Genomic DNA, 26,742 nt, shown 5'->3' on the forward strand with positions numbered 1-26,742 from the left:
TCTCCTGGTCTCTGAGCCCCTGGGTCACGGCTCCAGGGAGACGACGCTTCCGGACTGCAGGGCCACCCAGACGACACCGTCGTCGGTGAGCGTGATCCCGTGGGGTTCGCTGGCGTGCGCGGGCAGGTCGAACAGCTCGATGCTGCCCTCCGCCGTGATGTGGCCGACCCGGTTCGCGCCCCACTCGGTGAACCAGCATCCGCCCGCCGGGTCGGCGGCGATCGCATGGGGGCGCGCGTCGCGGTCCGGGAGGGGGAATTCGCGGATGTCACCGTCCCTGGTGATGCGGCCGACCTGCCCCGCGTGGATCTCCACGAACCACACCGCGCCGTCCGTCGCGGTGGTGATGCCGACCGGGCCCGCCTCGGGGGTCGGTAGCGGATGGACGGTGACCTGCCCGTCGAGGGTCACGCGGCCGATGGCGTTGGCCTGGTTGAGGGTGACGTAGAGGTCCGCGTCAGGTCCCGGGGTGATGAACGAAGGGAACGCGCCATGTATCGGCAGGTCGAATTCGGTGACCTCGCCGTCCGCGGTGATGCGCGCGACGCGGTCGGTGTTCAACTCGGTGCACCACAGGGCCCCGTCGGGCCCGACCGTGATCCCGAAGGGAGTGCTGTCAGGAGACGGCAGCGCGAAGGAGTCCGACTGGCCGTCGAGGGTGATGCGCCCGATCCGGTTGTCACGCATGCGGGTGAACCAGAGCGCCCGGTCGGGGCCCGTCGTGATGATCGAGGGGCCGCACGTACCCGAGTCCAACGAGTACAGGGTCGCGGAACCGTCGCGAGTCAGGTGCGCGATCTGGCCGTCGTGGACCAGGGTGGCCCACAGGGAACCGTCAGGCCCGACGGCGATGCCGTAGGGGCCCGATCCAGGATCGGGCAGCGGGTGTTCGCGGACGGACCGGGGCCGTGCGTGGCGTGTCAACGCTGTTCTCCGTTCGCGTGCTGGTGGGGGAGAGAAGGTCGCCCTCGCATGCTCCGCCCAAGCCATCGTGCTGGTGTTGCACGGTCCCCGCAACCGGGTTTTCCGGTCCGCTCCGCGCGGTCGCAGGCGCCGGACACGGAACCATGACCAGCCGATGTCGAGAACGCGTGGTGGGCTCCGTCCCAGGGGTGAACGCGACCACAATGGGTCGTACCAGCACCGAGGAGAACCGTCATGGCCAAGTACCTGCTTCTCAAGCACTACCGCGGCGCCCCGGCCCCGGGCAACGACGTGCCCATGGACCAGTGGACTCCCAAAGAGATCTCGGACCACGTCCAGTTCATGCAGGACTTCGCGGACCGGCTCGAGGAGACCGGCGAGTACGTCGACAGCCAGGCGCTCGCCCCCGAAGGGCAGTTCGTCCGGTACGACGGCGAAGGCCGACCGCCGGTCACCGACGGCCCCTTCGCCGAGACCAAGGACCTCGTCGCCGGGTGGATGGTGATCGACGTCGACAGCTACGAGCGCGCCCTCGAACTGGCCGGGCAGCTGTCGGCCGCCCCCGCCGCGGGCGGGGAACCGCTTTACGAGTGGCTCGAGGTGCGCCCGTTCCTGACCGCGCCGCCCACCATCACGGAGTGACCTCGGAGATGGACGAGCTCTTGCTCCGGAGCCTCACACCGAGTGTGCTGGGCGTCCTCGTCCGCCGCGGAGCCAGCTTCGCTGCGGCCGAGGACGCCGTGCAGGACGCCCTGGTCGAGGCGGTCCGGACCTGGCCGGGCGATCCGCCCAGGGACCCCAAGGGGTGGCTGGTCACCGTGGCCTGGCGCCGCTTCCTCGACACGAACCGCGCCGAAACCGCCCGCCGACGGCGCGAGGACCTCGTCGAGGAGGAGCCGGAGCCCGCGCCCGCCACCGCGCTGGACGACACCCTCCAGCTCTACTTCCTGTGTGCCCACCCGTCGCTGACGCCGTCCTCCGCGGTCGCGCTCACACTGCGCGCCGTCGGCGGGCTGACCACCCGCCAGATCGCCCAGGCCTACCTGGTGCCCGAAGCGACCATGGCGCAGCGCATCAGCCGGGCCAAACGCACTGTCTCCGGTGTGCGGTTCGACCGTTCCGGTGACGTCACCACTGTCCTGCGCGTCCTCTACCTGGTCTTCAACGAGGGCTACTCCGGCGACGTCGACCTCGCAGCCGAGGCTATCCGGCTCACCCGGCAGCTCGCGGGCGCGATCGACCACCCCGAGGTGGCGGGGCTGCTCGCCCTCATGCTCCTGCACCATGCACGGCGCAACGCCCGGACCGCACCCGACGGCAGCCTGGTGCCGCTCGCCGAGCAGGACCGCCGCCAGTGGGACACCGGGGCGGTCGCCGAGGGCGTCGGCATCCTGCAGGCCGCCTTGGCCCGCGACCGGCTGGGCGAGTTCCAGGCCCAGGCCGCTGTCGCGGCGCTGCACGCCGACGCGCCCACAGCCGAGGAGACCGACTGGGTGCAGATCGTCGAGTGGTACGACGAACTCGTGCGCCTGACAGGCAGCCCGGTCGTCCGCCTCAACCGCGCTGTGGCCGTAGGCGAGGCCGACGGCCCTCGTGCCGGTCTGGCCGCGCTCGGGGAACTGGACGAAGCACTACCCCGCTACGCGGCGGTGGCGGCCCACCTGTACGAGCGCGACGGCGAGGTTGAGACGGCGGCACGGCTGTACGCCGAGGCGGCGCAGAAGGCCCCCAACCTCGCCGAGCGCGACCACCTGAACCGCCGGGCCGCCCGGCTCAACACGAGCCAACAGCACTGAAACCGACCCGGACACCGCGTCGGACAGACCGGGGTCCACAGCGCTAGGTACCCCGGGCCGGATGTGGTGAGTCGTGTCCGAGCTGACTGTTGCGCGCGGTGCGACCGGTCGCCCACAGATAGAAAACAAGGAAAACGATGGGGATGGTGTGGGCAGCCACGCCGATCCAGCTCTGCGCGTCGAACACGCCATTGGCGATATTGGTGGTGGAAATAGTTGCCGGGACCATGTTCATCAGGATGTTGACCCATAGCGCCTGCCGTATGAGGCTCGTGGACTGGTAGCTGATGATCCAGTTCATGGCGCCGATAGTGACGAGGTATCCGCCGAGGACCCGCGCGACGAATTCGGCATAGGCATCGGGGTTCTCGCCCAGCCCGGTCTGCGGCGTGATGAGCCACACGGCGCCGAGCGGTAACGCGTAATACACGGCGAGAACCCTCAGGAACGTCTGCACTCGCATGATTCGCACCTCGTTCACTCTTGGCTGGGGTTCGGTAGCTGATCTCAATTCGCTGTCCAGGCTCCGCGCGGGCCATGACTACCTCCCGAGTTCCTCTGGGGATGACCGCTTCATGTTAACCGGGACGTGCATCCCGAAATATACGGGACGTGCGTCCCGGTTGTCAACGAGTTCGCTTGGGAAGGAGGCGCTCCGGCTTGGAAATGGGTCGCTGGAATGCGCTGTAAATACAAGACCACGAGTGAAGTCGGTGTCCAATGCCGATCGGCTGCCGACCGCGCTGGTGCAGTGCCGGTTCGCGCCCGGGCTGACCCATGGTCGCGATCCGGGCTACTTGGCCGTGGTCGTCGCCGCCATGGTCAAGGTGGCCATGTGCAACTGTGAACGGCACCGGACAGCCGAATCCGGACTGACAACTCATCGTGCACGCTCTTGGGTGAGGCAACCCTCGGCCCTGCCCGTTCGGGTGACTCCATGGAGAGCGGAGCAGGCGCATAACCTGGTCGCTGTGGCCAGAAGAGAAACGGCGCCGACCCCGGTGAGCGGGTGCGGCGGCACCCGGAAGGGCGGGCGCGGGGCCCGGGACGGCGGGGTCGACAACCGCAGGCTTCCCCTCTACGCCGCGGGCGAGCTCGACGTGCCCTTCGTCATGTACGGCACGGACGAGGTGATCGCCCGGGACACGTTCTGGGAGGAGCACTCGCACCCCACGCACGAACTGCTGTGGAACCAGCGGGGCGCGTCCTCGGCGACGGTCGGGAAGCGGATCTGGACGATCACCCCCTCGATCGGGCTGTGGATCCCGGCGGGCACGCCGCACTCGGGGTGGACGCCCGCGGGGACCTGGCACCACAGTGCGCAGTTCAGCATCCACGCGGTCCCGGCGATCGCCGACACCCCGGCCGCGGTGGAGATCACGCCGCTCCTGCGGCTTCTTCTCGAGCGGCTCAACACGGAGGGCCTGGCCGCCGACTCGCGCGCGAAGACGGAGGCGGTGGTGCTGGACCTGCTGGCCCCGGCCCGGGTCGAGCTGTTGCTCCAGGTCCCGGAGTCGCCGCTGCTGGCCCCCATCGTCTCCGCGGTGCTGGACGACCCCGCCGACGCCACCACCCTGGCGGCCTGGGCGTCGCGTCTCGACGTGAGCACCCGCACCGTCACGCGCGCCTTCCGGGCCGAGACCGGACTCGGGTTCAGCCAGTGGGTGGCCACCGCTCGGGTGCGGCACGCGGTCGCGCTGCTCTCCGGGGGAGAGGAGATCGAGGAGGCCGCCGAGCGTGTCGGTTACCACTCGGCCAGCGCTTTCGGCGCGGTCTTCCGGCGGGTGACGGGCATGAGCCCGGGGCGGTTCCGGGCGCAGTAGCGGCACGGCAGCACCCGCCCCTCGTGTCCTTTTCGCGACAGGGAATGTCCCAATCGCACGATTGCGGACCAGGTGAGTGCATCCTAAGTTTGGTTAGGCAAACCTCATTCCTGGCTCTGGCTGTGGCTCCGCCCGCCGGGCCGCCACCGGAAGGAAACCATGCCCCGCGTCTCACGGCTGGCCGCCCTCGCCACCGCCGCGCTGGTCCCCCTCGCCCTCGCCGCCTGCTCCACCTCCACCGCGGGGGAGGGGACCGAAGAGGCCGGGGACTGGACACCCGTCACCATCGAGCACGCTCTCGGCACCACGACCGTCGAATCCGAGCCGGAGCGGGTCGCGACGGTCAACTGGGCCAACCACGAGGTCCCCCTGGCCCTCGGCGTCGTCCCGGTCGGCATGGCCGCGGCCGACTTCGGCGACGACAACGACGACGGTGTACTCCCGTGGGTCGACGAGAAACTCGACGAACTGGACGCCGACACCCCGGTCCTGTTCGACGAGACGGACGGGATCGACTTCGAGGCGGTCGCCGACACCCAGCCGGACGTCATCCTCGCCGCCTACTCCGGGCTCACCCAGGAGGACTACGACACCCTGACCGAGATCGCCCCCGTCGTCGCCTACCCGGAGACCGCCTGGGGAACGCCCTGGCGCGAGACGATCGAACTGAACAGCGCGGCCCTCGGCAAGGCCGACGAAGGCGAAGAGCTCATCGCCGACCTCGAGGCGGAGATCGACGCGGCGGTCGGGGAGTACCCGCAGATCGAGGGCCGGTCGGCGATGTTCCTGACCCACGTGGACACCACCGACCTCAGCGAGGTCAGCTTCTACACGGCCCACGACACCCGGGCCCTGTTCTTCGGCGACATCGGCCTGGGCACCCCGGAGAGCATCGAGACCGCCACCGAGGAGACCGACCAGTTCTCCCTGACCCAGAGCGCCGAGCAGGCGGACACCTTCGACGACGTCGACATCATCGTCACCTACGGCGGCGACGAACTGGTCAGCGCCCTCGAAGGCGACCCGCTGCTGTCGCAGATGCCCGCCGTGGAGAGCGGGTCGGTCGTCAACCTCCCCGGGGACAGCCCGCTCGGCACGGCCGCCAACCCCACCCCGCTGTCCATCTCGTGGATCCTCGACGAGTACCTCTCCCTCCTGGCCGCGGCGGCCGACGAAGCCCAGTGACCGTCCAGGACCAGTCGCCCGTTTCGGGCGCCGCCGACGCGCGGCGCCCGAAACGCGGCAAGACAGCCTGGCTGCTCGCCGTCCTCGGGGTGCTGCTCGCGCTCTCCTTCGCCTCGATCACCGTCGGAACCCGCGGCGTACCGTGGCCCGACATCGCCGCGGCCCTCGGCGGCGGCACCGACGGCTTCGGCCAGGCGGCGGTCGCCAAACGGATCCCCAGGACTCTGCTGGCCGTACTCGCCGGCGCCGCCCTCGCCGTCTCCGGTGCTGTCATGCAGGGGGTGACCCGCAACCCGCTGGCCGACCCGGGCATCCTGGGCGTCAACATGGGGGCCTCGCTCGCCGTCGTCACCGGTATGGCCTTCTTCGGCCTGACCACCGCGACCGGCTACATCTGGGCCGCGATCACCGGAGCGGGGGCCACCGCCCTGTTCGTCTACGTGATCGGCTCCCTGGGGAGGGGCGGCGCGACCCCGCTCAAGCTCGCCCTCGCCGGGGCGGCCACCTCCGCCGCACTGGCGTCCTTCGTCACCGCCGTCGTCCTCCCGCGCAACGACATCGCCGGCGGGGTCCGGTCCTGGCAGATCGGCGGGGTCGGCGGCGGCACCTACGACAGCATCTCCCACGTGCTGCCGTTCCTCGCGGTCGGGTTCGCCGTCTGCCTGTTCTCCGCGCGCGGCCTCAACCTCCTCGCTCTCGGCGACGACCTCGCCGCCGGGCTGGGCGAACGCGTCGCCCTCGCCCGTGCAGCCGCCTCGGTCGGCGCCGTCGTCCTGTGCGGGGCGACCACCGCCGTCACCGGGCCGATCGCCTTCGTCGGGCTGGTCGTACCGCACGTGTGCCGACTCCTCGTCGGGGTCGACCACCGCTGGCTGCTTCCCTTCTCTGCCCTGGTCGGCGCGGCCCTGCTGACCGCGGCCGACGTCGTCGGCCGCATCGTGGCCCGCCCCGAACAGGTCGACGTGGGCATCGTGACCGCCCTGATCGGCGCCCCGTTCTTCATCTACATCGTCCGACGCCAGAAAGTTCGTGCCCTGTGAGCGTCTCCACCGTCGAGGTCGTGGTCTGCGGCCGGGTACGGCGCGCCCGCCGCCGAAGGGTCGTCATCACCGTCCTCTCCGTCCTCGTCGCGGCCGTGTTCGGCGCGAGCCTGATGGTCGGCCAGACCTTCTACCCACTCGGTGACGTCCTGCGCGTCATCCTGGGGGAGCAGGTCCCCGGTGCCTCGTTCACCGTCGGAACGCTCCGCCTGCCGAGGGCCGTGCTGGCGGTGGCGGCGGGCCTGTGCTTCGGGCTCGCCGGGGTCACCTTCCAGACCATGCTCCGCAACCCGCTGGCCAGCCCCGACATCATCGGCATCAGCTCGGGGGCCAGTGCCGCGGCGACCTTCGCGATCGTGGTGCTCTCGCTCGGCCGGACCGGGGTGTGGGTGTTCGCGATCGCCGCCGGACTGGCCGTGGCCGTGGCCGTGTACGCGCTCTCCTTCAAGGGCGGCGTCGCCGGAACCCGGTTCATCCTGGTCGGCATCGGTGTCGCGGCGATGCTCGACAGCCTCACCTCCTACGTCCTCGACCGGGCCGCCGAATGGGACCTCCAAGAGGCGATGCGCTGGCTGACCGGCAGCCTCAACGGCGCCACCTGGAACGAGGCGGTCCCGGTCCTGATCGCCCTGTGCGTGATCGCGCCCGTGCTCCTGTACCAGTCGGCCCACCTCGCCCAGTTCCCGCTCGGCGACGACACCGCCTCGGCCCTGGGGGTGCGGGTCGAACGCACCCGGCTCGTCGCGATCGTCGGCGCCGTAGGGCTCATCGCCTTCGCGACCGCCGCGGCCGGCCCCATCGCGTTCGTCGCTTTCCTGTCCGGGCCCATCGCCGCACGCGTCGTGGGGCGCGACGGCTCCCTCCTCGTGCCCGCCGCCCTGGTCGGGGCGCTCCTCGTCCTCGTGGCGGACCTGGCCGGACAGTTCGCGTTCGGAACGCGGTACCCGGTCGGGGTCGTCACCGGCGTGCTCGGCGCCCCCTACCTCGTCTACCTGATCATCCGCACCAACCGCGTGGGAGGCTCCCTGTGACCGCGGACCACACGCTCCTCGTCGAGGAACTCACGCTCGGGTACAAGGACCGCGACGTCATCGAATCCCTCGACCTCGCCGTCCCGCCCGGACGCATCACCGCGATCGTCGGCGCCAACGCCTGCGGCAAGTCCACCCTGCTGCGCTCGATGTCCCGGCTCCTGGCGCCCAAGAGCGGGCGGGTCCTCCTCGACGGCCGGGAGGTCCACGGCATGCCGCCCAAGGCCGTCGCCCGTACCCTCGGCCTCCTCCCGCAGTCGCCGGTCGCTCCGGAGGGGATCGCCGTGAGCGACCTCGTGGGGCGCGGCAGGCACCCCCACCAGCGGATGCTCTCCCGCTGGAGCAGGGAGGACGACGAAGCGGTGGCCGAAGCCCTCGAGGCCACCGGGACGGTCGACCTCGCCGACCGGCCCGTGGACGAGCTCTCCGGCGGGCAGCGCCAGCGCGTGTGGATCGCCATGGCCCTGGCCCAGCGCACGGACCTGCTCCTGCTGGACGAACCGACCACGTTCCTGGACGTCAGCCACCAGGTCGAGGTCTTGGACCTGCTCACCGAGCTCAACGAGTCGCGCGGGACCACGGTCGTGCTGGTCCTGCACGACCTCAACCTCGCGGCCCGCTACGCCGACCACCTCATCGCGCTCGCCGACGGCCGGCTGCACGCGTCGGGGCCGCCTGAGCGGGTGCTCACCCCGGAGACCGTGCACGAGGTGTTCGGCCTGCGCAGCCGGATCATCACCGACCCCACTTCGGGCAAGCCGCTCATGCTGCCCCTCGGCAGATACCACCGGGCGGCGCTGGCGGACTGACGGGCGGGCTGACCGGGGAAGTGGCGAGCAGCCGGATTGGCGGGCTGACCGGGGGAGTGACCGAGGGCGGCCCCACCGGGCCCCGCTCTGCCGGTGGGGCCGCCGGCCAGTGGTCACGCTGTCCGTCACCGGCCCTGGTCGGCCGGTTCCGCGTTCTCGGTCAGGTCCAGCGTGGGCGCCGAACGGCGGAAGCCCCGGGTGACCCAGGCCAGGTAGGCGAGGCCGGCCGCCATCCAAGTGAGCCCGATGAGCAGGGTGAACGGGGCCAGGCTGGTCCACAGCCACACCGTCAGCAGGAAACCCGTCCCGGGCAGGACCAGGTACACGACCGTGTCGCGCACGCCGTCGCGGCGCCGCTGGTCGATGTAGTAGTGCTTGACCACGGACAGGTTCACCGCGGAGAAGGCGGCCAGCGCGCCGAAGCTGATCATCTCCGCGATCAGGGCGAGGTCGACCACCACGGCCATCAGCGAGACCGCCGCGACCACGAGGATCGCTCCGACCGGGGTGGCGAAGCGGGCCCACAGCCGCCCGAACACGCGGGTGGGCAGCACGCCGTCGCGGCCCATCGAGAACAGGATGCGCGACACCGAGGCCTTCGAGGCGACCGCCGAGCCCAGGCACCCGGCGATGTAGGCGGCGGTGAACAGGGTGGCCAGGAGCTGTCCGCCCGCGGCGAGCATGACGTCGAGCGCACCGGAGTCGACGTCGGTGAAGTCGTTGGACGGGAACACCAGCTGGGCGACGTAGGACAGCAGGACGTAGAGGAGTCCGGCGCTGATGGTCGCGATCACGATGGCCTTCGGCACGTCGCGGCGGGCGTCCTTGGCCTCCTCGGCCAGCGCGGAGACCGCGTCGAAGCCTAGGAAGGACAGGCACAGCACCGCGGCGCCGGTGAACAGGGCGGCGTTCTCGGCCACCGTCCCGTCCCCGGTGAAGGGGGCCAGCAGGTCGACGTGCCCGGAGAGTGAACCGAGGCCGAGCGCGAGGAAGACGACGATGAAGAGGCCCTGGGCGGCGATGATCGCGAAGTTGGCCCGGGTCACCGACACGATGCCGACGATGTTGAGTGCGGTCACCAGGGCGATGGCCGCGATGATGAACACCCACGGCGGCACGGCGGGGATGGCCGCGCTCAGGTAGATGCCGATGAGGAGGTAGTTGATGGTGGGCAGGAACAGGTAGTCCAGGAGCAGCGACCAGCCCGCCATGAAGCCCAGCCCCGGGCCGAACGACTTCTGCGTGTAGGTGTAGGCCGATCCCGCGTACGGGAAGGCGCGCACCATCCGGGCGTAGGAAAGCGCGGTGAAGGCCATGACGGCCAAGGTGATGAGGTAGGCGGCGGGGACACGGCCTCCGGTGATCTGCGTGACCAGACCGTAGGTGGTGAAGACGGTCAGCGGCACCATATAGACGAGGCCGAACAGGACGAGGGCGGGCACGCCCAGCACCCTGCGCAGGCCGGGACCGGTGGAGCCCGGCGCGGTGGTGGAACTCAAGGGGGTCAGCCTCTCTGGCCCGGAACTCGGGCCGGTGGGTCAGGTAGCGCGGCGGTGAGGAGCCGCGTGGGCCTTCACGTTCGGCACACCGGTCGGGATCGCGCCGGGCCCTGGCGTGACCTTTGGTGAATCGATTCCGCACTGCTTGGTGCAGGAGTTTAGGCGCAGCGCTCCGGGTGGTGTCAACGCCTACTGGGCGGAAACTTCGACCGGCGCTGTTACGGTGTGACCGTGCCGAAGGACCCCGTAGTGACCCTCAAGGACGTCGCCAGACATGCGGGGGTGTCGCGCACGACCGCCTCCCTCGCCCTCTCCGGAGGCGGACGGATCTCCCAGGCCACCCGCGACCGGGTGCGCGCCGCCGCCCGTGACCTGCGCTACGAGGTCCACGTCGGGGCGCGCAACCTGCGCAAGGAGCGCTCCGGAGCGGTGGGGCTCCTCCTGCCCCGCCACACCTCGTCGCTCGCCTACTACATGGAAGTCGCCTTCGGTGCCGTCGACGCCGCCCAGCGTGGTGAACTCAGCGTCACCTTGGTCTCCTCCCAACAGGCTGAGCAGGCCCCCGGGTCGCTGCACGCCGACGGGTTCCTGGTCGTGGACCCGCTGGCCGACGATCCCGCTGTCGCCGCCCTCCTGGAGGGCCGCCGCCCCGTGGTCTCCGGAGAGGACGTGCCGCCGGAACTGCCCGCGCCCGCCGCGACCGTCTCCTCCGACCACCGCCGCGGTACCCGTCTCCTGCTGGACCACCTGGCCGAACAGGGGGCGGGCAGGCCCGCGCTCGTGGCACCCGGGCCGTCCTCCTCCTGGGGGCGCGCCCTGCGGGAGGCCCACCGCGACTGGTGCCGCGAGCGCGGCATCGGACCGAGCGTGGCGGAGGTCCCGTTCGCGGCGACCGCCGACGACATGGCCCAGGCCACACGTGAGCTGCTGGGCAGGGCCGACGCGCCGGACGCGCTCGTGGCCGCACCCGACGGCGGCGCGCTCGCGGCGGTGGCGGCAGCCCGCGAGGTGGGCCGCCGGCCGGGAGAGGATCTGCTGGTGGCCTCCTGTGTCGACAGCACGGCGCTGCGCCTCTCCTCGCCGCAGATCACCGCGTTGGACCTGCACCCGCGCGCCCTGGGCGCCGAAGGGCTGCGGGTGCTGCTGGACGTGCTCGAGAACGGGGCGCCCTCGGATTCCGGCCCGGCCGCGCGGATACCGATCGACCTCCGGGTACGTGCTTCTACGTGCGCGGACGCCTGACTCGCCCAGGCGGGCCGGGCACCTTGGCACCGGCTCAGGTGCGCGGGAACCGGCAGTCGAGGACCGCCTCCGCGTAGGCGCACACCAGGTCCAGCGCCCGTGCGCGCCCCATGGATCCGTCGCCGGTGACGATCTGGATGCCGTAGGCGTCCTCCAGGGCGACCAGGTGTTCGCCCACGGTGCGCACCGGCAGCCGCGGAGCGAACACCCCGGCCTCCGCCCCGGCGGCCACCACCTGTTCGAACATCCCCACCTGGCGGTCCCAGAACGCGGTCACCGCCTGTGCGTGCCGCTCGTCGGTGCGGGCCATGCCGAACATCCGCACGACGGCGGCGACGAGCGTGTCGTCCCTGCCGGTGGGCAGTCCGGCCGCGACCAGCGCGACGAGGAGCGCGGCTGGATCCCCGGCTCGCGCGGCGATCTCCTCGCGGGCGACGCAGAAACGGCGTACGGCGTCGTCGCGGACGGCGGCGGCCAGGTCGTCCATGCGCGGGTAGTAGTACATGACCGTGGGCGGGGAGACGCCCGCCCGAGCGGCGACCTGGCGCGCCGAGAGCGCGTCCGTGCCGCGTTCGGCGATGACGGAGGTGGCGGCGTCGAGCAGGGCGCGCCGCTGCCGCTCCTGGTTCCGGGGCCGAGCCATGTTCCTCCCCCCGGTCGACCGCATCGATCCTAGCGCCCCCAACCCTGGTGTGTTGGGGGCCACAGCGGTTACAGTTCTTCGAACGATCGTTCAGATAATGGAGGGGGCCGTATGGAGGACGTGACGCTCTGGACCGGAGGCACCGTACGGACGGGGCGCGGCGACACCAGCGCGCTGGCCGCCTCGGGCGGCCGGATCATCGCCCTCGGGGACGAGGCCGCGGCCCAGCGCTCGCGGGCCGCGGAGGTCATCGACCTGGAGGGCGGCCTGCTCATGCCCTCCTTCGGCGACGGTCACGCCCACCCGGTCTTCGGCGGCATGGAGGCCCAGGGGCCGCCCGTGGGCGGCCTGACCGACCCCCGCGCGATCGTCGACGCGGTCGGCGCGTGGGCGGCGGAGCGGCCGGAGGCCGAGTGGATCGTCGGCGGCAGCTACGAACCCGCGATCGTCGCCGACGGGGTCCTGGACGCCCGCTGGCTGGACGCCGCCGTGCCGGACCGTCCCGTGGTCCTGCGGGCCGCCGACTACCACACCGTGTGGGTCAACTCCGAGGCGCTGCGCCGGGCCGGGATCACCGAGCACACCCCCGACCCCGCCAACGGTGAGATCGTGCGCCGCGAGGACGGCAGCCCGGCCGGGACCCTGCGCGAGTGGGGCGCGGTGAACCTGGTCATGGACCTGGTGCCCGACCCGGGACCGGAAGCCCGCGCACAAGCCCTGTCCCTGGCCGGAGAGCGCTACGCGCGGAGCGGGCTCACGTGGTACCAGGACGCCTGGGTCGAGCCCGACCTGGCCGAGGTGTACCTGGCCGCCGCCCGGCAGGGCACGCTCACCACCCGCGTCGACCTCGCCCAGCGCGCCTCCCCCAACCGCTGGCGCGAACAGCTGCGCACCTTCCCCGAACTGCGGGAACGGGTCCGCGCGGAGCCCGGGGCGCGGGACATGCTCACCGCCCGGACCGTGAAGTTCTTCGCCGACGGGGTGATCGAGTCCGGGACCGCCGCCCTGCTGGCCCCCTACGCGGACTGCCCCCACTCGCACGGGATGCCGGTGTGGGAAGCCGCCGAACTCGCCGAGGCGGTGGCCGCCTTCGACCGCCTCGGTTTCGGTATCCACATCCACGCCATCGGTGACGCGGGGATCCGCATCGCCCTCGACGCGGTGGCCCACGCCCGCGAGCGCGAACCCGGCCGCGAACGCCGCCCGGTCATCGCCCACACCCAGCTGGTGGACCCCGACGACCTGCCGCGCTTCCGGGAACTGGGGGTGATCGCCAACTTCGAGCCCTACTGGTCCCAGCCCGACCCCCTGCAGACCGTCCTGACCGTCCCGCGCCTGGGCGAGCGCCGGGCCGCGCTGCAGTACCCGACGGCCACGCTGCTGCGCGCCGGGGTACCGATCAGCTTCGGCAGCGACTGGCCGGTGAGCAGCGAGCGCCCCCTGGACGGGATCCAGGTGGCGGTCACCCGCCGCACCTTCGACGGAGACCCGGAGGAGGGGTGGCTGCCGCACGAGCGCCTGACCGCGGAGGAGGCGTTGCGCGCCTACACGTCCGGTGTCGCCTACCAGGCCGGCGCAGAGAAGTTCTGGGGGACCCTGAGCACGGGTGCCTTCGCCGACCTGGTGTGGCTGGACCGCGACCCGCGCGCGGTCGACCCCATGGAGATCGCCGGGATCACCGAACGCGGCACCTGGTTGTCGGGTGCGCGCCTGTACTGACCCGGTCCGACCGTCTGCTCGGCTCCGTCTCAGGGGCGGAGCCGAACGGGCCGCCGACCCGCCCCGGCTGGACACGGACACGCCGGAACTGGCACTCTCCCGGGGCATGCCAAGGGAACTCGGGCGGCCGGACGACCGCGACCTGATCACCGCGGTCTTCGCCGAACACCGGGATCGTCACCGGAACACGGCACGATGACCGGCGGTTTCCTCGTCCTGCTCGCGGCGACGGTCGCGGTCGCGGCGTTCGTCCAGGGGACGAGCGGCCTGGGCTTCGCCCTGATTGTGGCGCCCGTCGTGGGAATGGCGGCTCCGGAGCTCCTCCCGGGGTTCCTGCTGGCCGTCATGGTCCCGCTCAACCTGTACATCGCCTGGCGCGAGCGGGAGGCGCTGGACTTCCGAGGGGCCAGCTGGATCACGATCGCCCGTCTGGCCACCACGCCGGCCGGTGTCCTCCTGCTCGCCGCGGTCTCCGAACGATCGCTGGAGTTCCTGGTCGGACTGTCCATGGTCCTCGCCGCCCTGGTGAGCCTCGCAGCCCCCGTGTTCGTCCCCGGCCGGAGGACCTTCCTCGCCGCCGGGGCCGTCACCGGTGTCACCGAAACCGCGACCGGAATCGGCGGCCCGCCCCTGGCCCTCGCGTACCAGCACCGCCCGCCGGCGGAGATGCGCGCCACCATCTGTGCCTGCTTCCTGGTCGGTCAGGTCGTCTCCCTGGCCGTGCTGGGCGCCGCCGGACAGGTGCACGCGGAACAGTTCCGGTCGGCCGGGCTGGTCCTGCCTGCCCTGGCCGCAGGGGTAGGGCTGAGCCGCCTCCTGCACCACCGAATAGACGCGTCCACACTCCGGTTCATCGTGCTGGCCTTCGCCGTCGTCTCGGGAGGCGTCCTCATGGTGGGGCTGTGACCTGTGTTTCCGGGACGTGGGCCGACCGTAGACGGGTAAGCCGGTCTCAGCCGGTCAGGGTGAGTTCGAACGAGTAGCGCGAGGCGCGGTAGAGGTGTGAGCCCACCTCGATGACGCGGCCGACGTCGTCGTAGACGGTGCGGTCCATGGTCAGCAGCGGCGCTCCGCGGGACTCGTCCAGGACCCTGGCCTCAGCGGCGGTCGCGTTGCGTGCGCTGATGCTCTGCGAGGCGATCTTCAGGCTCAGGCCCGCCCCGCGCAGCAGCCGGTAGAGGCCGCTGTGGGACAGCTTGTCCCGGTCGAGCTCCACCAGACCGAGGGGCACGTAGTTGTGCATCAGCGCCAGGGGTTCGTCGCGGGCGTAGCGCAGCCGCTCGATCACGTACACCTCAGTGCCCGGTGCCACCTCCAAGAGGGCGGCGACCGCGTCCGGCGGTGCCTGCTTCTCCAGGTGCAGCACCTCGGTGCGCGGCTGTTCGCCGACCCGGTCGAGGTCGTCGTAGAGGCTGGACAGTTCGACCGGCCGACGCACCCGGGGGCGGACCACCTGGGTCCCCACCCCGCGTTTGCGCACGAGCATGCCCCGGTCCACGAGGTACTCGATGGCCCTGCGCAGGGTCGGGCGGGACAGTCCGATGCGGTCGGCCATGTGCAGCTCGTTCTCCAGCTTGGTGCCCGCCGGTATGTCGCCTTCCAGGATGCGGTGTTCGAGTTCCTGGGCGACCTGGAAGTAGAGCGGCACGGGGCTGCTGCGGTCCAGGGCGATCGACAGCGGGGTCTGGGTCACGAGCACGTCCTTTGTGTCTTTGCGGGGGTTTCCCCGAGGCCAGTGTAGTCAACATACTGATGGCTTGATATTAGGACGTATATATGTCTAGACAAAGTGTTGACACTGATATGTCGCCAGCGTGACCATGGGGTTCCGCATGTGGCGCACGCGACACACGGGTGAGACCTGAGGCACGATGAGGCAAGGGGAGCTATGCGTATTGGCTTGGTGGGAACCGGACGCATCGGACACGCGCACGCGGCGGCGGTGAGCGCGCGGCCCGAGGTGGAGGAGCTGGTTCTCGCCGACGCCGACCCCGAACGCGCGCGGGGCACGGCGCTGCGCGTAGGCGGCCGGGCCGTCGAGCGGGTCGCGGAGCTTTTCCACCCCGGCACCGTCGACGCCCTGATCATCACGGCCGCCACCGACGCCCACCCCGACCTCATCCTGGCCGGTGTCCGCGCCGGACTCCCGGTCTTCTGCGAGAAGCCCGTCGCCTCCACCATCAAGGAAACCGTGCGCGTGCGGGACGAGGTCGAGGATGCCAAGGCCCAGGTCCACATCGGCTTCATGCGCCGCTTCGACGCCGGATACCGGCGCGCCCACGAGGCCGTGCACTCGGGGGAACTGGGCGACGTGCACCGTATCCACGCCGTGACCTGCGACATGGCCCCGCCGCCCGCGGAGTACGTGGGCACCTCCGGCGGTATCTTCCGCGACTGCCACGTGCACGACTTCGACATCCTGCGCTGGCTGACCGGCCGCGAGGTGGCGGAGGTCTACGCGCACGGCGCCAACCGGGGCGCGGACTACTTCACCGAGGCCGGTGACGTCGACACCACCGCCGCCGTCCTGCGCCTGGACGACGGCACCCTGGTCACGCTCCAGGGGTCGCGCTACAACGGCGGCGGCTACGACGTGCGCATGGAAGTGGCCGGGTCGCGCGCCACGATCGCGGTGGGCTTGGACGACCGTGCGCCCCTGCGCTCGGCGGAAGCCGCCACGGCCTTCCCGGGCCAGGCGCCCTGGGAGGAGTACTGGTCGCGCTTCACCCCCGCCTACGAGGCGGAGATCTCCGCCTTCATCGCCATGGTCCGCGACGGCGGACCCAGCCCCTGCACGGTGTCCGACGCTCTGGAGGCGGTGCTGGTGGCCGACGCCGCCGACTTCTCCCGCCGCGAGCACCGCCCCGTACGCGTAGCGGAGGTCCGGCCCTGAACCGAACCGGCCCAGACCAACGAGGCAAGGAGTGACCTTGGACAGCACGCAGAGTTCCGACGGCGGGGACCCACTGGAAGTCATCACCATGGGCCGGGTCGGTGTCGACATCTACCCCGAGCAGATCGGTGTCGGCCTGGACGCGGTGCGATCCTTCGGTAAGTTCCTGGGCGGCAGCGCGACCAACGTCGCCGTAGCCGCCGCCCGGCACGGACGCGCCTCCGCGGTCGTCACCCGCACCGGAGAGGATACCTTCGGCCGCTTCGTCCACCAGGCGCTCGGCGGGTTCGGTGTGGACGACCGCTACGTGGGGGCGGTGCCCGGGACCGCCACCCCGGTCACCTTCTGCGAGATCTTCCCGCCCGACGACTTCCCTCTGTACTTCTACGGCCGGGACCCCGCCCCGGACCTGCTCATCGAGGCCGAGGAGCTGGACCTGCCGGCGGTGGCCGGGGCCGACCTGTTCTGGGCCACGGTCACCGGGCTGTGCCGCGAACCCAGCCGCACCGCCACCCTGACCGCCCTGCGGGCCCGCGAGCCGGGGCAGTTGACGGTCCTGGACCTGGACTACCGTCCGATGTTCTGGGACGCCCGTGAGGAGGCCCGGCGCTGGGTGGCCGAGGCGCTCCCGCTCGCCACCGTCGCCTGCGGCAACCTCGACGAGTGGGAAACCGCCGTGGGTACTCGTGACCCGGAGGAGGCCGCCCGGTGCGGCCGTGACCTGGGCCTGTCCTTGGCCGTGGTCAAACAGGGCCCGGGCGGGGTGCTCGCCGTGGACGACACGGGCGCCCACCACGTGCCCCCGGTCCCGGTGGACGTGGTCAACGGTCTGGGTGCCGGGGACGCCTTCGGCGGGGCGCTCTGCCACGGCCTGCTGTCCGGCTGGCCGGTCGAGCGGGTCACCCGGTTCGCCAATGCGGCCGGGGCCGTCGTCGCCTCCCGGCTGTCCTGCTCGGACGCCATGCCCACCAGCGCCGAGGTGTGGGAAGCGCTGGAGGTGGCCCATGCTGGCTGATCGGCTCCGCGAGATCACTCAGACCCGGCTGCACCGGCCTTCGGCCATCGCCGAGGCCGCCGCCCGCAGAGTCCGGCCCGGCTCGCCGGTGGGCGACTCCGGGCGGGCGATGATCGTCGCCGCTGACCATCCGGCGCGCGGGGCGCTGCGTTCGGGTGACCGCCCCATGGCGATGGCCGACCGCGCCGACCTGCTGGACCGGCTGCGCACCGCCCTGTCCCGGCCCGGCGTGACCGGGGTCCTGGCCACCGCCGACATCGTCGAGGACCTCCTGCTCCTCGGTGCGTTGGAGGGCAAGTCGGTCTTCGGCTCCATGAACCGGGGCGGACTGGCCGGAGCCCCCTGGGAGATCGACGACCGCTTCACCGGTTACACCGCTGAAGGGCTGATCCGCTCCGGCCTGGAGGGCGGCAAGATGCTGCTGCGCCTGGATTACTCCGACGAGCGCACCGCCCGCACCATGGCGAGCTGCTCCCAGGCGGTCAACGAACTCAGCGACGCCGGTCTGGTGGCGATGGTCGAACCGTTCATCTCCCACCTGACCCACGGCGTGATCCGCAACGACCTGTCCGCGGACGCCGTCACCAGGTCGGTCGCGATCGCTTCCGGCCTCGGCCATACCTCAGCCCGTACCTGGCTCAAGCTCCCGGTGGTCGGGGACATGGAGCGCGTCATGGCCGCCACCACCCTGCCCACCGTTCTGCTCGGCGGCGAGGTCAGCAACGACCCCGACGCCGCCTACGCCCGATGGTCCAAGGCCCTCGAACTCCCGACCGTCGTGGGGCTGACCGTGGGCCGTTCGCTCCTGTACCCGGCCGACGACGACGTCGAGGCCGCCGTCGACACCGCAGTGGAGTTGCTGTGACAGACAATAAGCACCACCTTCCGGCGCTGAGTACCGCGGCGCCGCCCTTCCGCACGGTGATCACCCCGGACACGGCGGGATGGGGCTACTCGGGGCTGCGCGTGCTCGAACTGGCGCCGGGGCAGTCCGCCGAGGTGCACACCGGGGACTCCGAGACCCTCGTCCTGCCGCTCAACGGCGGGTGCACGGTCGCCCTGCCCGGCACGACCTTCGAGGTCCAAGGGCGCGACGACGTGTTCTCCCGCGTCACCGACTTCGTGTACCTGCCTCGGGACGCGCGCGCCACGGTCGCCAGCGGGGGCGGCGGCCGGTTCGCGCTACCCGCCTCCCGCTGCGACCTCACCCTGCCCGCCCGCTACGGCCCCGCTGAGGACGTTCCGGTGGAGCTGCGCGGCGCCGGGCAGTCCAGCCGCCAGGTGAACAACTTCTGCGTGCCCGGGGCCTTCGACGCCGACCGGCTCATCGCCTGCGAGGTCCTCACCCCCGGCGCCAACTGGTCTTCCTACCCGCCGCACAAGCACGACGAGGCCACCGCGTCCGAGGTCGAACTGGAAGAGATCTACTACTTCGAGGTCGCCGAGGGGCCAGAGGGCCCCGGTGTCGGCTACCAGCGCGTCTACGGCAGCACCGACCGGCCCATCGAGGTGCTGGCCGAGGTGCGCTCGGAGGACACCGTCGTGATCCCGCACGGATGGCACGGCCCGTCCATGGCCGCCCCCGGCTATGACCTGTACTACCTCAACGTGATGGCAGGACCGGGCAGCGAGCGCGTCTGGCGGATCAGCGACGACCCCGCCCACGGCTGGGTGCGCCGCACCTGGGAGGACCTGGACATCGACCCGCGGCTTCCGCTGTGCACCGCCCAGGGGAGGGGAGGCCGATGATGAGCGAGGAGACCGTCCGCCTCACCACGGCCCAGGCGCTGGTGCGCTTCCTGGCGGCCCAGTACACCGAGCGCGACGGCGACCGCCACCGCCTCTTCGCCGGCGTGTGGGGCATCTTCGGGCACGGCAACGTCGCCGGGCTCGGCCAGGCCCTGCTCCAAGCCGCGACCACCGGGGAGGCCGACCTTCCGTACCACCTGGCCCGCAACGAACAGGCCATGGTGCACGCCTCGGTCGGCTACGCAAAGACCCGCGACCGCCTGTCCACCTTCGCCTGCACCGCCTCCACCGGGCCCGGCTCCACCAACATGGTCACCGGCGCCGCCCTGGCCACCACCAACCGCATCCCGGTCCTGCTGCTGCCCTCGGACATGTTCGCCACCCGCGTCCCGGACCCCGCCCTGCAGCAGCTGGAGGACACCCGTGCGGGCGACGTCACCGTCAACGACGCACTGCGCCCGGTCTCCAAGTACTGGGACCGCGTCACCCGCCCCGAACAGCTCGTCCCCGCCGCGCTCGCGGCCGTGCGGGTGCTCACCGACCCTGCGGAGACCGGGGCGGTCACCCTGTGCCTGCCCCAGGACGTGCAGGCCGAGGCCTTCGACTGGCCCACCGCCCTCTTCCGTGAGCGGGTCTGGCACGTGGGCCGCCCGCTGCCCGAACCCGGCGCGCTGGACCGCGCCACCGAGGTGATCCGTGGCGCCCGGCGCCCGCTGCTCGTGGCCGGGGGTGGGGTGGTCTACGCGCGGGCGACAAGGGAACTGCGCGCCTTCGCCGAGGCCACCGGCATCCCGGTCGCCGACACCCACGCGGGAAAGGGCGCCCTGCCCTGGGACCACCCGCGCGCGGTCGGCGGACTCGGCTCCACCGGGGCCCGCAGCGCCAACGAACTCGCACGCGAGGCCGACGTGGTCATCGGCGTCGGCACCCGCTACAGCGACTTCACGACCGCCAGCCACACCGTCTTCGGCGACCCGGACGTGCGCTTCGTCAACGTCAACGTCGCCCGCCCCGACGCAGCCAAGCACGCCGCCACCCAGGTGGTCGCCGACGCCCGCGAGGCCCTGACCGCCCTGTGCACGGCGCTGGACGGGTGGCGGGTCGATCCCGGGCACGAAGAGCGGTCCGGGGAACTGGCCCGGGCCTGGGCGGGCGAGGTGGACCGGTGCCACCGGGCGCGCGGCCGCGACGGCCTGGTCGCGCAGACCGCCGTCATCGGCGCGCTCAACGACGTGCTGGACGACCGCGACGTGGTCATCAACGCCGCCGGGAGTATGCCCGGCGACCTGCAGATGCTCTGGCGCGCCCGGGACCCCAAGGCCTACCACGTCGAGTACGCCTACTCCTGCATGGGCTACGAAGTGGCCGCCGGGCTCGGGGTGAAGATGGCCGCACCCGACCGCGAGGTCGTGGTCCTGGTCGGCGACGGCTCCTACCTGATGATGGCCCAGGAGATCGCCACCACGGTCTCCGAGGGCGTCAAGGTCGTCATCGTCCTGGTCCAGAACCACGGATTCGCCTCCATCGGCGGCCTGTCGGAAGAGTTGGGATCCCAGCGCTTCGGGACCGGCTACCGCTACCGCGACCCCGACACCGGACTTCTGGACGGGGCCGTCCTCCCGGTCGACCTGGCCGCCAACGCCGCCAGCCTCGGCGCGCACGTCATCCGCGCCGAGGACCTCACCGGTTTCCGCGAGGCCCTCGCCAAGGCCCGGGCCGCCGACACCACCACCCTCGTCCACGTGGAGACCGACCTCTACGGCCCCAACCCGCCCGGCAGCGCCTGGTGGGACGTGCCGGTCAGCGAGGTCTCCGCCTTGGACTCCACCCGCGGGGCCCGCGAAGTCTACGACGGGCACAGAAGCGGGCAGCGCCACTACCTGTGAGCCCGCCAAGACGCACCACCCGGAAAGGTCACACCCTCCATGACAGCCACCGACGACACCGCCGCACTCCGGACCGCCAAGGACCGCCTCGTCCTGGGGTCGGCCCCCGACTCCTGGGGCGTGTGGTTCCCCGACGACGAACACCAGACCCCGTGGCACCGGTTCCTGGACGAGCTCGCCGAGTCCGGCTACGACTGGCTCGAACTGGGCCCCTACGGCTACCTGCCCACCGACCCGAAGCGCCTCAACGACGAGGTGGGCCGACGCGGCCTGAAGGTCAGCGGGGGCACCGTCTTCGGAGACCTGCACAACGCCCGCAACTGGGAGGACACGGTCGCCACCGTGCGCGCCGTCGCCGAGCTGACCGCCGCCGCCGGCGCCCACCACCTGGTCTTCATCCCGCCCATGTACCGGGACGAGAAGACCGGCGAGTTCTCCGAGTCACCCACCCTGGACGCCGACCAGTGGGCGAACCTGACCCGGTCGGCCGACGAACTCGGCCGGATCCTGCTATGCGACTACGACGTGCGCCTGTGCCTGCACTCGCACGCCGACTCCCACATCCAGACCCAGCCGGAGATCGAGCGCTTCCTGGACGGGACGGACCCCGATCTCGTGTCGTTGTGCCTGGACACCGGCCACGTCGCCTACGGGGGCGGCGACGCCGTGGACCTGATCCGCCGCTACCGCGAGCGGATCGGCTACGTGCACATCAAGCAGATGGACCCGGAGGTCCTGCGCCAGGTCAACGACGAGAAGCTCAGCTTCGGCGAGGCCGTCAAGCGCGGAGTGTGCGTGGAACCGCCTGCCGGGGAGCCCGCACCCGCGGCCGTCGTGGACGCGCTCGCCGACGTGGACGCCCGCGTGTTCGTCATCGTCGAGCAGGACCTGTACCCGTGCGCACCCGACGTGCCCCAACCCATCGCGCTGCGCACACGCAAGTACCTCAACAGCTGCGGCCTGGGGGCGCGCCACCAGAAGAGCCCCTGAAACACCACGAGTAACCGACGAGAGAACAGTACGGCACCGACACCGGCAGCCCGGTGTCCACCGCGGCGGGAGCCGCCACACGCACCACGGACATCCCCCAGAGCGAAAGTTGTCGACCATGAAACGTGCACACATCACCACAGGACTCGCACTCGGCTCCGCCGGGGTCCTCCTGCTCGCCACCGCGTGCAGTGAGGAGGGCGGCCGCGAAGAGGCCGCCGAAGGGGCCGACACCCCGGAGATCACCATCGCGATGATCACGCACGAGGTCCAGGGGGACACCTTCTGGGACATCGTCCGGTCCGGCGCGGAGGTCGCCGCGGAGAAGAGCAACGTCGACCTGGAGTACGCCTCCGACCCGGAGGCGCGAGAGCAGGCCAGCCTCGTGCAGAACGCCGTCGACCGCGGGGTCGACGGTATCGCCGTGACCCTGTCCACCCCCGACGTTCTCGAAAGCGCCATCGAGGCCGCCACCGAAGCCGACATCCCGGTGGTCGCCTTCAACGCGGGCATCGACGAGTGGGAGGAGATGGGCGTCCAGCAGTACTTCGGCACCGACGAACACCTGGCCGGAACCGCCTTCGGTGAACGTCTCAACGAGGAGGGCGCTGAGAACGTCATCTGCGTCATCCAGGAACAGGGCCACGTCGCCCTCGAAACACGGTGCGCCGCGCTGGAGGAGGAGTTCGAAGGCGACTCCGAAGTCCTCTACGTCGACAGCGCCAACATGCCCGAGGTCCGGACCAGCATCGCCTCGCGCCTGGAGGAGTCCGCCGACATCGACCACGTCGCCACCCTCGGCGCACCCATCGCCATGACCGCCACCGACGCCGTCGACGACGCCGGCAGCGAAGCCGCCATCGCCACCTTCGACACCAACGCCGAACTGGTCGGCGCACTCGAGGACGGCGACGTCCTCTGGGCTGTGGACCAGCAGCCCTACCTGCAGGGCTACCTGGCCATCGACTCGCTGTGGCTCTACAACACCAACGGCAACACCTCCGGCGGCGGCACCGAGCCCGTCCTGACCGGCCCGGCGTTCATCGACGACACCAACATCGACGAGGTCGCCGAGTACGCCGAGGAGGGGACCCGCTGACCATGGGACAGACACTGGCACCCCAGGTGCCGCCGCCGGCGGGCAGCGGGGGGGAGAAGTCCCTGCGCGTCAGCGCCCGGAGCCCGCTGCGCCGCTTCATGACCCGGCCCGAGGCCGGCTCCCTGCTGGGCGCGGTGGTCGTCTTCACCGTGTTCTTCAGCATCGCCGACCCCTTCCGCACGGGTTCGGCCCTGGCCACCATCCTGTACGCCAGCTCCACCATCGGCATCATGGCCGTCGGGGTGGCCCTGCTGATGATCGGCGGCGAGTTCGACCTCTCGGCCGGGGTCGCGGTCATCAGCTCCGCGCTGGCCGCCTCCATGTTCGCGTGGTGGTTCTCGGTCAACGTGTGGGTGGGCGCGCTCTTCGCGCTCGGGGTGTCACTGACCATCGGGTTCGCCAACGGGTGGATCCTCACCCGCACGAGACTCCCGAGCTTCCTGGTCACCCTGTCCATGTTCCTGATGCTCCAAGGCATCAATATCGCGGTGACCCGGCTGGTCACCGGCAGCGTGTCCACACGCAACATCGCCAATATCGACGGCTTCGACTCGGCCCGCGCCGTGTTCGCCTCCAGCTTCAACATCGCCGGGATCTCGGTCCGGATCACTGTGCTGTGGTGGCTGCTGTTCGTGGCGCTGGCCACCTGGGTGCTCATGCGCACCCGCGTCGGCAACTGGATCTACGCGGTCGGCGGCAACCAAGAGAGCGCCCGCGCCGTGGGTGTGCCGGTGACCAAAGTCAAGATCGGCCTGTTCATGACGGTGGGCTTCATGGCCTGGTTCTCCGGCATGCACCTGCTCTTCGCCTTCAACACCGTGCAGTCCGGCGAGGGCATCGGCAACGAGCTCCTCTACATCATGGCCGCGGTGGTGGGCGGGTGCCTGCTCACCGGCGGCTACGGCACCGTGATCGGCGCCGCCATCGGCGCGTTCATCTACGGCATGACCCGTCAGGGCATCGTCTACGCGGGCTGGGACAACAACTGGGTGATGTTCTTCGTCGGGGCGATGCTGCTGTCCGCCGTGGTCATCAACGGCTGGGTCCGCACACAGGCGAACAAGAGATGAGGTAGGGCTGGTGAGTACTGTGAGCAGTGCCGCGACCGCGGACACCACCGCACCGGGGGACGCCGAGACACGCGCCCCGCTGCTGGAACTCAGCGACATCGACAAGTCCTTCGGCAACATCCGAGCGCTGGAGGGCATCCACCTCAGAGTCCACGCGGGTGAGGTCACCTGCATCCTGGGCGACAACGGCGCGGGCAAGTCCACGCTGATCAAGATCCTCGCCGGGCTGTACGCACCGTCCGCGGGCACCTACCTGGTGGACGGGGAGAAGGTGGCATTCTCCTCACCGCGCCAGGCGCTGGACCGCGGCATCGCCACCGTCTACCAGGACCTGGCGATGGTGTCCCTGATGCCGGTGTGGCGCAACTTCTTCCTCGGATCCGAGATCCGCCGCGGGTTCGGCCCCTTCATGATGCTCGACACCCCGCGCATGCGCGCCATCGCCGACGCCGAACTGAAGAAGATGGGCATCGACCTGCCCGACATCGACGCCCCGGTGGGCAACCTCTCCGGAGGGCAGCGCCAGGTGGTGGCCATCGCCCGCGCCATCTACCTCGGCGCCCGGGTGCTGATCCTGGACGAGCCCACCGCCGCGCTGGGCGTCAAGCAGTCCGGGGTGGTCCTGAAGTACGTCAACGCCGCCCGCGACGCCGGGCTGGGGGTCGTGTTCATCACCCACAACCCCCACCACGCGTACATGGTCGGCGACCACTTCGCCATCCTCAAGCTCGGCCGGACCGAGCTGGACGAGCCGCGCGAGCGGTTGAGCCTGGACGAGCTGACCCACCACATGGCTGGCGGTGCCGAACTCGACACCCTCCAGCACGAACTCGAACGCGAAGGGCCGCCGCCGGTGGAGCCCGTACACGACGACAACTCCAAGGGGTCCTCCGTGGTCAGGCCGCGTGAGGGAGAACAGGAGCAGCGATGACGGTGGGAATCGGTGTCATCGGTACCGGATGGATCGGTACCGAGCACATCCACAGGATCACGAGCGCGATCGGCGGCGCCGACGTGGTAGCGGTCTCCGACATCGATCCGCGGCGGGCGGAGAGCGCGGCGGAGGGCACCGGCGCCAGAGTCCTGGCCGACGGCGACGCGGTGGTGACCCACCCGGACGTGGACGCGGTCGTGGTCGCCTCCTGGGGGCCGGCGCACGCCGAGTCGGTCCTGTCCGCGGTCAAAGCGGGAAAGCCGGTCCTGTGCGAGAAACCGCTGGCGACCTCGGTGGATGACTGTTTGAGGATCCTGGAGGCCGAGGGCGCGCACGGGTACCGCCTGGTCCAGGTCGGGTTCATGCGCCGCTACGACAACGGCTACCTGGAGATGAAGGGGGTCGTCGACTCCGGTGGTATCGGCAGGCCGCTGATGGCGCACTGTGTGCACCGCAACGCGACCGTGCCCGAGTCCTACCACTCAGCGATGGCTGCACGGGACACCGCTGTGCACGAGGTCGACATCCTGCGCTGGCTGCTGGGGGAGGAGATCACCTCGGTCCAAGTGCTCACGCCCCGCAGCACCTCCTTGCGCCACGAGCACCTGCAGGACCCGCAGATCCTGCTGATGGAGACGGCGGGCGGTGCCCGGATCGACGTGGAGGTCTTCGTCAACTGCCAGTACGGCTACGAGATCGGTTGCGAGCTGGTGGGGGAACGGGGCACGGTGCGCCTGCCCGAGGTACCCGCACCGGTGGTGCGGTCGGGCGGCCGGGCCAGCACCGAGGTCCCCCAGGGGTGGGAGGCGCGGTTCCGGTCGGCGTTCAACGCCGAGTTCACCGAGTGGGTGGACACCGTGCGCAGCGGCGCCCCGCCCGGTGGTGCCAGCGCCTGGGACGGCTACGCGGCGACGGCGGTGACCGACGCTTCGGTCGAGGCACTGCACTCGGGGGAGCCCGTGCGCGTAGGCCTGGGACCGCGTCCCGCCCTCTACGGAGGATAGGCATGAAGATCGCCCTGGACCCGTTCATGTTCAGGTATCTGCCGAAGACCGAGATGGTCCGTACCGTCGCCGATCTGGGCTACGAGTACATCGAACTCTCGCCGCGCGAAGAGTTCATGGCGTTCTTCCGCCACCCGCGCGCCGACGACGACCGGGTCGCCGAGCTGAGGGCGGTCCTGCGCGAGACCGGCGTCCAACTGGCCAGCATGCTGCCTCTGTACCGGTGGTCGGGCCCCGACGAGGAAAAGCGCCGGGCCGCTGTGCGGTACTGGCGCAGGATGATCGAGATCGCCGTGGAGCTCGGAGTGACGCAGATGAACTCCGAGTTCAACGGCCGCCCCGAACGCATCACCGAGGAACTGGCGCCCTGACGTCTCCGTACCCGTGCGGC

General features: G+C 71.1%; 26 protein-coding genes. 21 read left to right on the forward strand and 5 right to left on the reverse strand.

What is annotated here, in order from left to right; all coding sequences use genetic code 11:
- Positions 1 to 24 precede the first annotated feature (24 nt).
- Entirely contained in the window at positions 25 to 924 is a 900-nt protein-coding gene (locus tag ACYVDG_RS11730; protein WP_460749543.1) for a Vgb family protein, read from the reverse strand.
- A 234-nt stretch (positions 925 to 1,158) separates the two neighbouring features.
- Here ACYVDG_RS11730 and ACYVDG_RS11735 point away from each other — a divergent pair, with 234 nt between their 5' ends.
- Positions 1,159 to 1,566, forward strand: a complete 408-nt coding sequence (locus tag ACYVDG_RS11735; protein ID WP_460749546.1) for a YciI family protein — start codon at positions 1,159 to 1,161, stop codon at positions 1,564 to 1,566.
- An 8-nt stretch (positions 1,567 to 1,574) separates the two neighbouring features.
- Positions 1,575 to 2,720, forward strand: coding sequence for an RNA polymerase sigma factor (locus ACYVDG_RS11740; RefSeq protein ID WP_460749817.1), 1,146 nt, complete (start codon positions 1,575 to 1,577; stop codon positions 2,718 to 2,720).
- Positions 2,721 to 2,763: 43 nt separating this feature from the next.
- On the opposite strand, the gene ACYVDG_RS11745 is transcribed toward ACYVDG_RS11740, so the two are convergent.
- Positions 2,764 to 3,183, reverse strand: coding sequence for a hypothetical protein (locus ACYVDG_RS11745; RefSeq protein ID WP_460749548.1), 420 nt, complete (start codon positions 3,181 to 3,183; stop codon positions 2,764 to 2,766).
- A gap of 538 nt (positions 3,184 to 3,721) precedes the next feature.
- On the opposite strand from ACYVDG_RS11745, the gene ACYVDG_RS11750 reads away from it, so the two are divergent.
- The 5 genes from ACYVDG_RS11750 to ACYVDG_RS11770 all read left to right on the forward strand — a co-directional run bounded on the left by ACYVDG_RS11750 (position 3,722) and on the right by ACYVDG_RS11770 (position 8,608).
- Positions 3,722 to 4,543, forward strand: a complete 822-nt coding sequence (locus tag ACYVDG_RS11750; protein WP_460749820.1) for a helix-turn-helix domain-containing protein — start codon at positions 3,722 to 3,724, stop codon at positions 4,541 to 4,543.
- Between the two features lie 159 nt (positions 4,544 to 4,702).
- A complete protein-coding gene (locus ACYVDG_RS11755) occupies positions 4,703 to 5,728 on the forward strand; it encodes an iron-siderophore ABC transporter substrate-binding protein (RefSeq protein WP_460749551.1) in 1,026 nt (341 codons plus the stop codon).
- The gene (locus ACYVDG_RS11760) at positions 5,725 to 6,768 is read left to right on the forward strand and encodes a FecCD family ABC transporter permease (RefSeq protein WP_460749554.1); all 1,044 of its coding nucleotides are present in this window, start codon (positions 5,725 to 5,727) and stop codon (positions 6,766 to 6,768) included. The genes ACYVDG_RS11755 and ACYVDG_RS11760 overlap by 4 nt, the downstream gene beginning before the upstream one ends.
- Positions 6,765 to 7,799, forward strand: coding sequence for a FecCD family ABC transporter permease (locus ACYVDG_RS11765; protein WP_460749557.1), 1,035 nt, complete (start codon positions 6,765 to 6,767; stop codon positions 7,797 to 7,799). Before ACYVDG_RS11760 ends, ACYVDG_RS11765 begins: the two co-directional genes overlap by 4 nt.
- On the forward strand, positions 7,796 to 8,608 hold the full coding sequence (locus ACYVDG_RS11770) for an ABC transporter ATP-binding protein (RefSeq protein WP_460749561.1): 813 nt from the start codon (positions 7,796 to 7,798) through the stop codon (positions 8,606 to 8,608). Before ACYVDG_RS11765 ends, ACYVDG_RS11770 begins: the two co-directional genes overlap by 4 nt.
- Before the next feature lie 125 nt (positions 8,609 to 8,733).
- Here the strand turns inward: ACYVDG_RS11770 and ACYVDG_RS11775 are convergent, their stop codons facing one another.
- Positions 8,734 to 10,107, reverse strand: a complete 1,374-nt coding sequence (locus ACYVDG_RS11775) for an APC family permease (protein WP_460749564.1) — start codon at positions 10,105 to 10,107, stop codon at positions 8,734 to 8,736.
- Positions 10,108 to 10,338: 231 nt separating this feature from the next.
- Between ACYVDG_RS11775 and ACYVDG_RS11780 the strand changes: the two genes are divergently transcribed.
- Complete coding sequence (locus ACYVDG_RS11780) at positions 10,339 to 11,349, forward strand: LacI family DNA-binding transcriptional regulator (RefSeq protein ID WP_460749567.1); 1,011 nt, start codon at positions 10,339 to 10,341, stop codon at positions 11,347 to 11,349.
- A gap of 34 nt (positions 11,350 to 11,383) precedes the next feature.
- Here ACYVDG_RS11780 and ACYVDG_RS11785 read toward each other — a convergent pair whose 3' ends face one another.
- Positions 11,384 to 11,992 carry a TetR/AcrR family transcriptional regulator gene (locus tag ACYVDG_RS11785; protein ID WP_460749570.1) on the reverse strand — a complete coding sequence of 203 codons (609 nt, stop codon included), beginning with the start codon at positions 11,990 to 11,992 and terminating at the stop codon, positions 11,384 to 11,386.
- 111 nt (positions 11,993 to 12,103) lie between these two features.
- Between ACYVDG_RS11785 and ACYVDG_RS11790 the strand changes: the two genes are divergently transcribed.
- Together ACYVDG_RS11790 and ACYVDG_RS11795 are read left to right on the forward strand one after the other, a co-directional pair.
- Entirely contained in the window at positions 12,104 to 13,711 is a 1,608-nt protein-coding gene (locus tag ACYVDG_RS11790; RefSeq protein WP_460749573.1) for an amidohydrolase, read from the forward strand.
- 195 nt (positions 13,712 to 13,906) lie between these two features.
- On the forward strand, positions 13,907 to 14,617 hold the full coding sequence (locus ACYVDG_RS11795; protein ID WP_460749576.1) for a TSUP family transporter: 711 nt from the start codon (positions 13,907 to 13,909) through the stop codon (positions 14,615 to 14,617).
- Between the two features lie 46 nt (positions 14,618 to 14,663).
- Here the strand turns inward: ACYVDG_RS11795 and ACYVDG_RS11800 are convergent, their stop codons facing one another.
- The gene (locus ACYVDG_RS11800) at positions 14,664 to 15,404 is read right to left on the reverse strand and encodes a GntR family transcriptional regulator (RefSeq protein ID WP_460749579.1); all 741 of its coding nucleotides are present in this window, start codon (positions 15,402 to 15,404) and stop codon (positions 14,664 to 14,666) included.
- Between the two features lie 195 nt (positions 15,405 to 15,599).
- Between ACYVDG_RS11800 and ACYVDG_RS11805 the strand changes: the two genes are divergently transcribed.
- From ACYVDG_RS11805 to ACYVDG_RS11855, 11 genes are all read left to right on the forward strand, one after another.
- Positions 15,600 to 16,604 carry a Gfo/Idh/MocA family protein gene (locus ACYVDG_RS11805; RefSeq protein ID WP_460749582.1) on the forward strand — a complete coding sequence of 335 codons (1,005 nt, stop codon included), beginning with the start codon at positions 15,600 to 15,602 and terminating at the stop codon, positions 16,602 to 16,604.
- Positions 16,605 to 16,641: 37 nt separating this feature from the next.
- The gene (gene iolC, locus ACYVDG_RS11810) at positions 16,642 to 17,619 is read left to right on the forward strand and encodes a 5-dehydro-2-deoxygluconokinase (RefSeq protein WP_460749585.1); all 978 of its coding nucleotides are present in this window, start codon (positions 16,642 to 16,644) and stop codon (positions 17,617 to 17,619) included.
- Positions 17,609 to 18,484: a Cgl0159 family (beta/alpha)8-fold protein gene (locus tag ACYVDG_RS11815; RefSeq protein ID WP_460749588.1), complete on the forward strand. Its 876-nt coding sequence runs from the start codon at positions 17,609 to 17,611 to the stop codon at positions 18,482 to 18,484. The genes iolC and ACYVDG_RS11815 overlap by 11 nt, the downstream gene beginning before the upstream one ends.
- Positions 18,481 to 19,368 (forward strand): 5-deoxy-glucuronate isomerase, encoded by an 888-nt coding sequence (gene iolB / locus ACYVDG_RS11820; protein ID WP_460749592.1) that lies wholly within the window; start codon positions 18,481 to 18,483, stop codon positions 19,366 to 19,368. Before ACYVDG_RS11815 ends, iolB begins: the two co-directional genes overlap by 4 nt.
- Positions 19,365 to 21,254, forward strand: a complete 1,890-nt coding sequence (iolD, locus tag ACYVDG_RS11825; protein ID WP_460749597.1) for a 3D-(3,5/4)-trihydroxycyclohexane-1,2-dione acylhydrolase (decyclizing) — start codon at positions 19,365 to 19,367, stop codon at positions 21,252 to 21,254. Before iolB ends, iolD begins: the two co-directional genes overlap by 4 nt.
- A gap of 39 nt (positions 21,255 to 21,293) precedes the next feature.
- The gene (locus tag ACYVDG_RS11830; RefSeq protein ID WP_460749601.1) at positions 21,294 to 22,244 is read left to right on the forward strand and encodes a TIM barrel protein; all 951 of its coding nucleotides are present in this window, start codon (positions 21,294 to 21,296) and stop codon (positions 22,242 to 22,244) included.
- A gap of 118 nt (positions 22,245 to 22,362) precedes the next feature.
- Positions 22,363 to 23,343 (forward strand): substrate-binding domain-containing protein, encoded by a 981-nt coding sequence (locus ACYVDG_RS11835; RefSeq protein ID WP_460749606.1) that lies wholly within the window; start codon positions 22,363 to 22,365, stop codon positions 23,341 to 23,343.
- A 2-nt stretch (positions 23,344 to 23,345) separates the two neighbouring features.
- Positions 23,346 to 24,413 carry an ABC transporter permease gene (locus ACYVDG_RS11840; protein ID WP_460749610.1) on the forward strand — a complete coding sequence of 356 codons (1,068 nt, stop codon included), beginning with the start codon at positions 23,346 to 23,348 and terminating at the stop codon, positions 24,411 to 24,413.
- Positions 24,414 to 24,432: 19 nt separating this feature from the next.
- Positions 24,433 to 25,344, forward strand: coding sequence for an ATP-binding cassette domain-containing protein (locus ACYVDG_RS11845; protein ID WP_460749825.1), 912 nt, complete (start codon positions 24,433 to 24,435; stop codon positions 25,342 to 25,344).
- Positions 25,341 to 26,351 (forward strand): Gfo/Idh/MocA family protein, encoded by a 1,011-nt coding sequence (locus ACYVDG_RS11850; RefSeq protein WP_460749613.1) that lies wholly within the window; start codon positions 25,341 to 25,343, stop codon positions 26,349 to 26,351. The genes ACYVDG_RS11845 and ACYVDG_RS11850 overlap by 4 nt, the downstream gene beginning before the upstream one ends.
- A 2-nt stretch (positions 26,352 to 26,353) precedes the next feature.
- Positions 26,354 to 26,722 carry a sugar phosphate isomerase/epimerase family protein gene (locus ACYVDG_RS11855; RefSeq protein ID WP_460749617.1) on the forward strand — a complete coding sequence of 123 codons (369 nt, stop codon included), beginning with the start codon at positions 26,354 to 26,356 and terminating at the stop codon, positions 26,720 to 26,722.
- The last annotated feature ends 20 nt before the right edge of the window (positions 26,723 to 26,742 follow it).

This window comes from Nocardiopsis oceani (genome assembly GCF_054777395.1).

Coding starts and splice junctions, on each gene's coding strand:
- ACYVDG_RS11835 (WP_460749606.1), top strand. CDS start 22,363: ATGAAACGTGCACACATCACCACAGGACTCGCACTCGGCTCCGCCGGG.
- iolD (WP_460749597.1), top strand. CDS start 19,365: ATGATGAGCGAGGAGACCGTCCGCCTCACCACGGCCCAGGCGCTGGTG.
- ACYVDG_RS11815 (WP_460749588.1), top strand. CDS start 17,609: ATGCTGGCTGATCGGCTCCGCGAGATCACTCAGACCCGGCTGCACCGG.
- ACYVDG_RS11735 (WP_460749546.1), top strand. CDS start 1,159: ATGGCCAAGTACCTGCTTCTCAAGCACTACCGCGGCGCCCCGGCCCCG.
- ACYVDG_RS11745 (WP_460749548.1), bottom strand. CDS start 3,183: ATGCGAGTGCAGACGTTCCTGAGGGTTCTCGCCGTGTATTACGCGTTA.
- ACYVDG_RS11795 (WP_460749576.1), top strand. CDS start 13,907: ATGACCGGCGGTTTCCTCGTCCTGCTCGCGGCGACGGTCGCGGTCGCG.
- ACYVDG_RS11840 (WP_460749610.1), top strand. CDS start 23,346: ATGGGACAGACACTGGCACCCCAGGTGCCGCCGCCGGCGGGCAGCGGG.
- ACYVDG_RS11830 (WP_460749601.1), top strand. CDS start 21,294: ATGACAGCCACCGACGACACCGCCGCACTCCGGACCGCCAAGGACCGC.
- ACYVDG_RS11790 (WP_460749573.1), top strand. CDS start 12,104: ATGGAGGACGTGACGCTCTGGACCGGAGGCACCGTACGGACGGGGCGC.
- ACYVDG_RS11855 (WP_460749617.1), top strand. CDS start 26,354: ATGAAGATCGCCCTGGACCCGTTCATGTTCAGGTATCTGCCGAAGACC.
- ACYVDG_RS11805 (WP_460749582.1), top strand. CDS start 15,600: ATGCGTATTGGCTTGGTGGGAACCGGACGCATCGGACACGCGCACGCG.
- ACYVDG_RS11785 (WP_460749570.1), bottom strand. CDS start 11,992: ATGGCTCGGCCCCGGAACCAGGAGCGGCAGCGGCGCGCCCTGCTCGAC.
- ACYVDG_RS11740 (WP_460749817.1), top strand. CDS start 1,575: ATGGACGAGCTCTTGCTCCGGAGCCTCACACCGAGTGTGCTGGGCGTC.
- ACYVDG_RS11850 (WP_460749613.1), top strand. CDS start 25,341: ATGACGGTGGGAATCGGTGTCATCGGTACCGGATGGATCGGTACCGAG.
- ACYVDG_RS11755 (WP_460749551.1), top strand. CDS start 4,703: ATGCCCCGCGTCTCACGGCTGGCCGCCCTCGCCACCGCCGCGCTGGTC.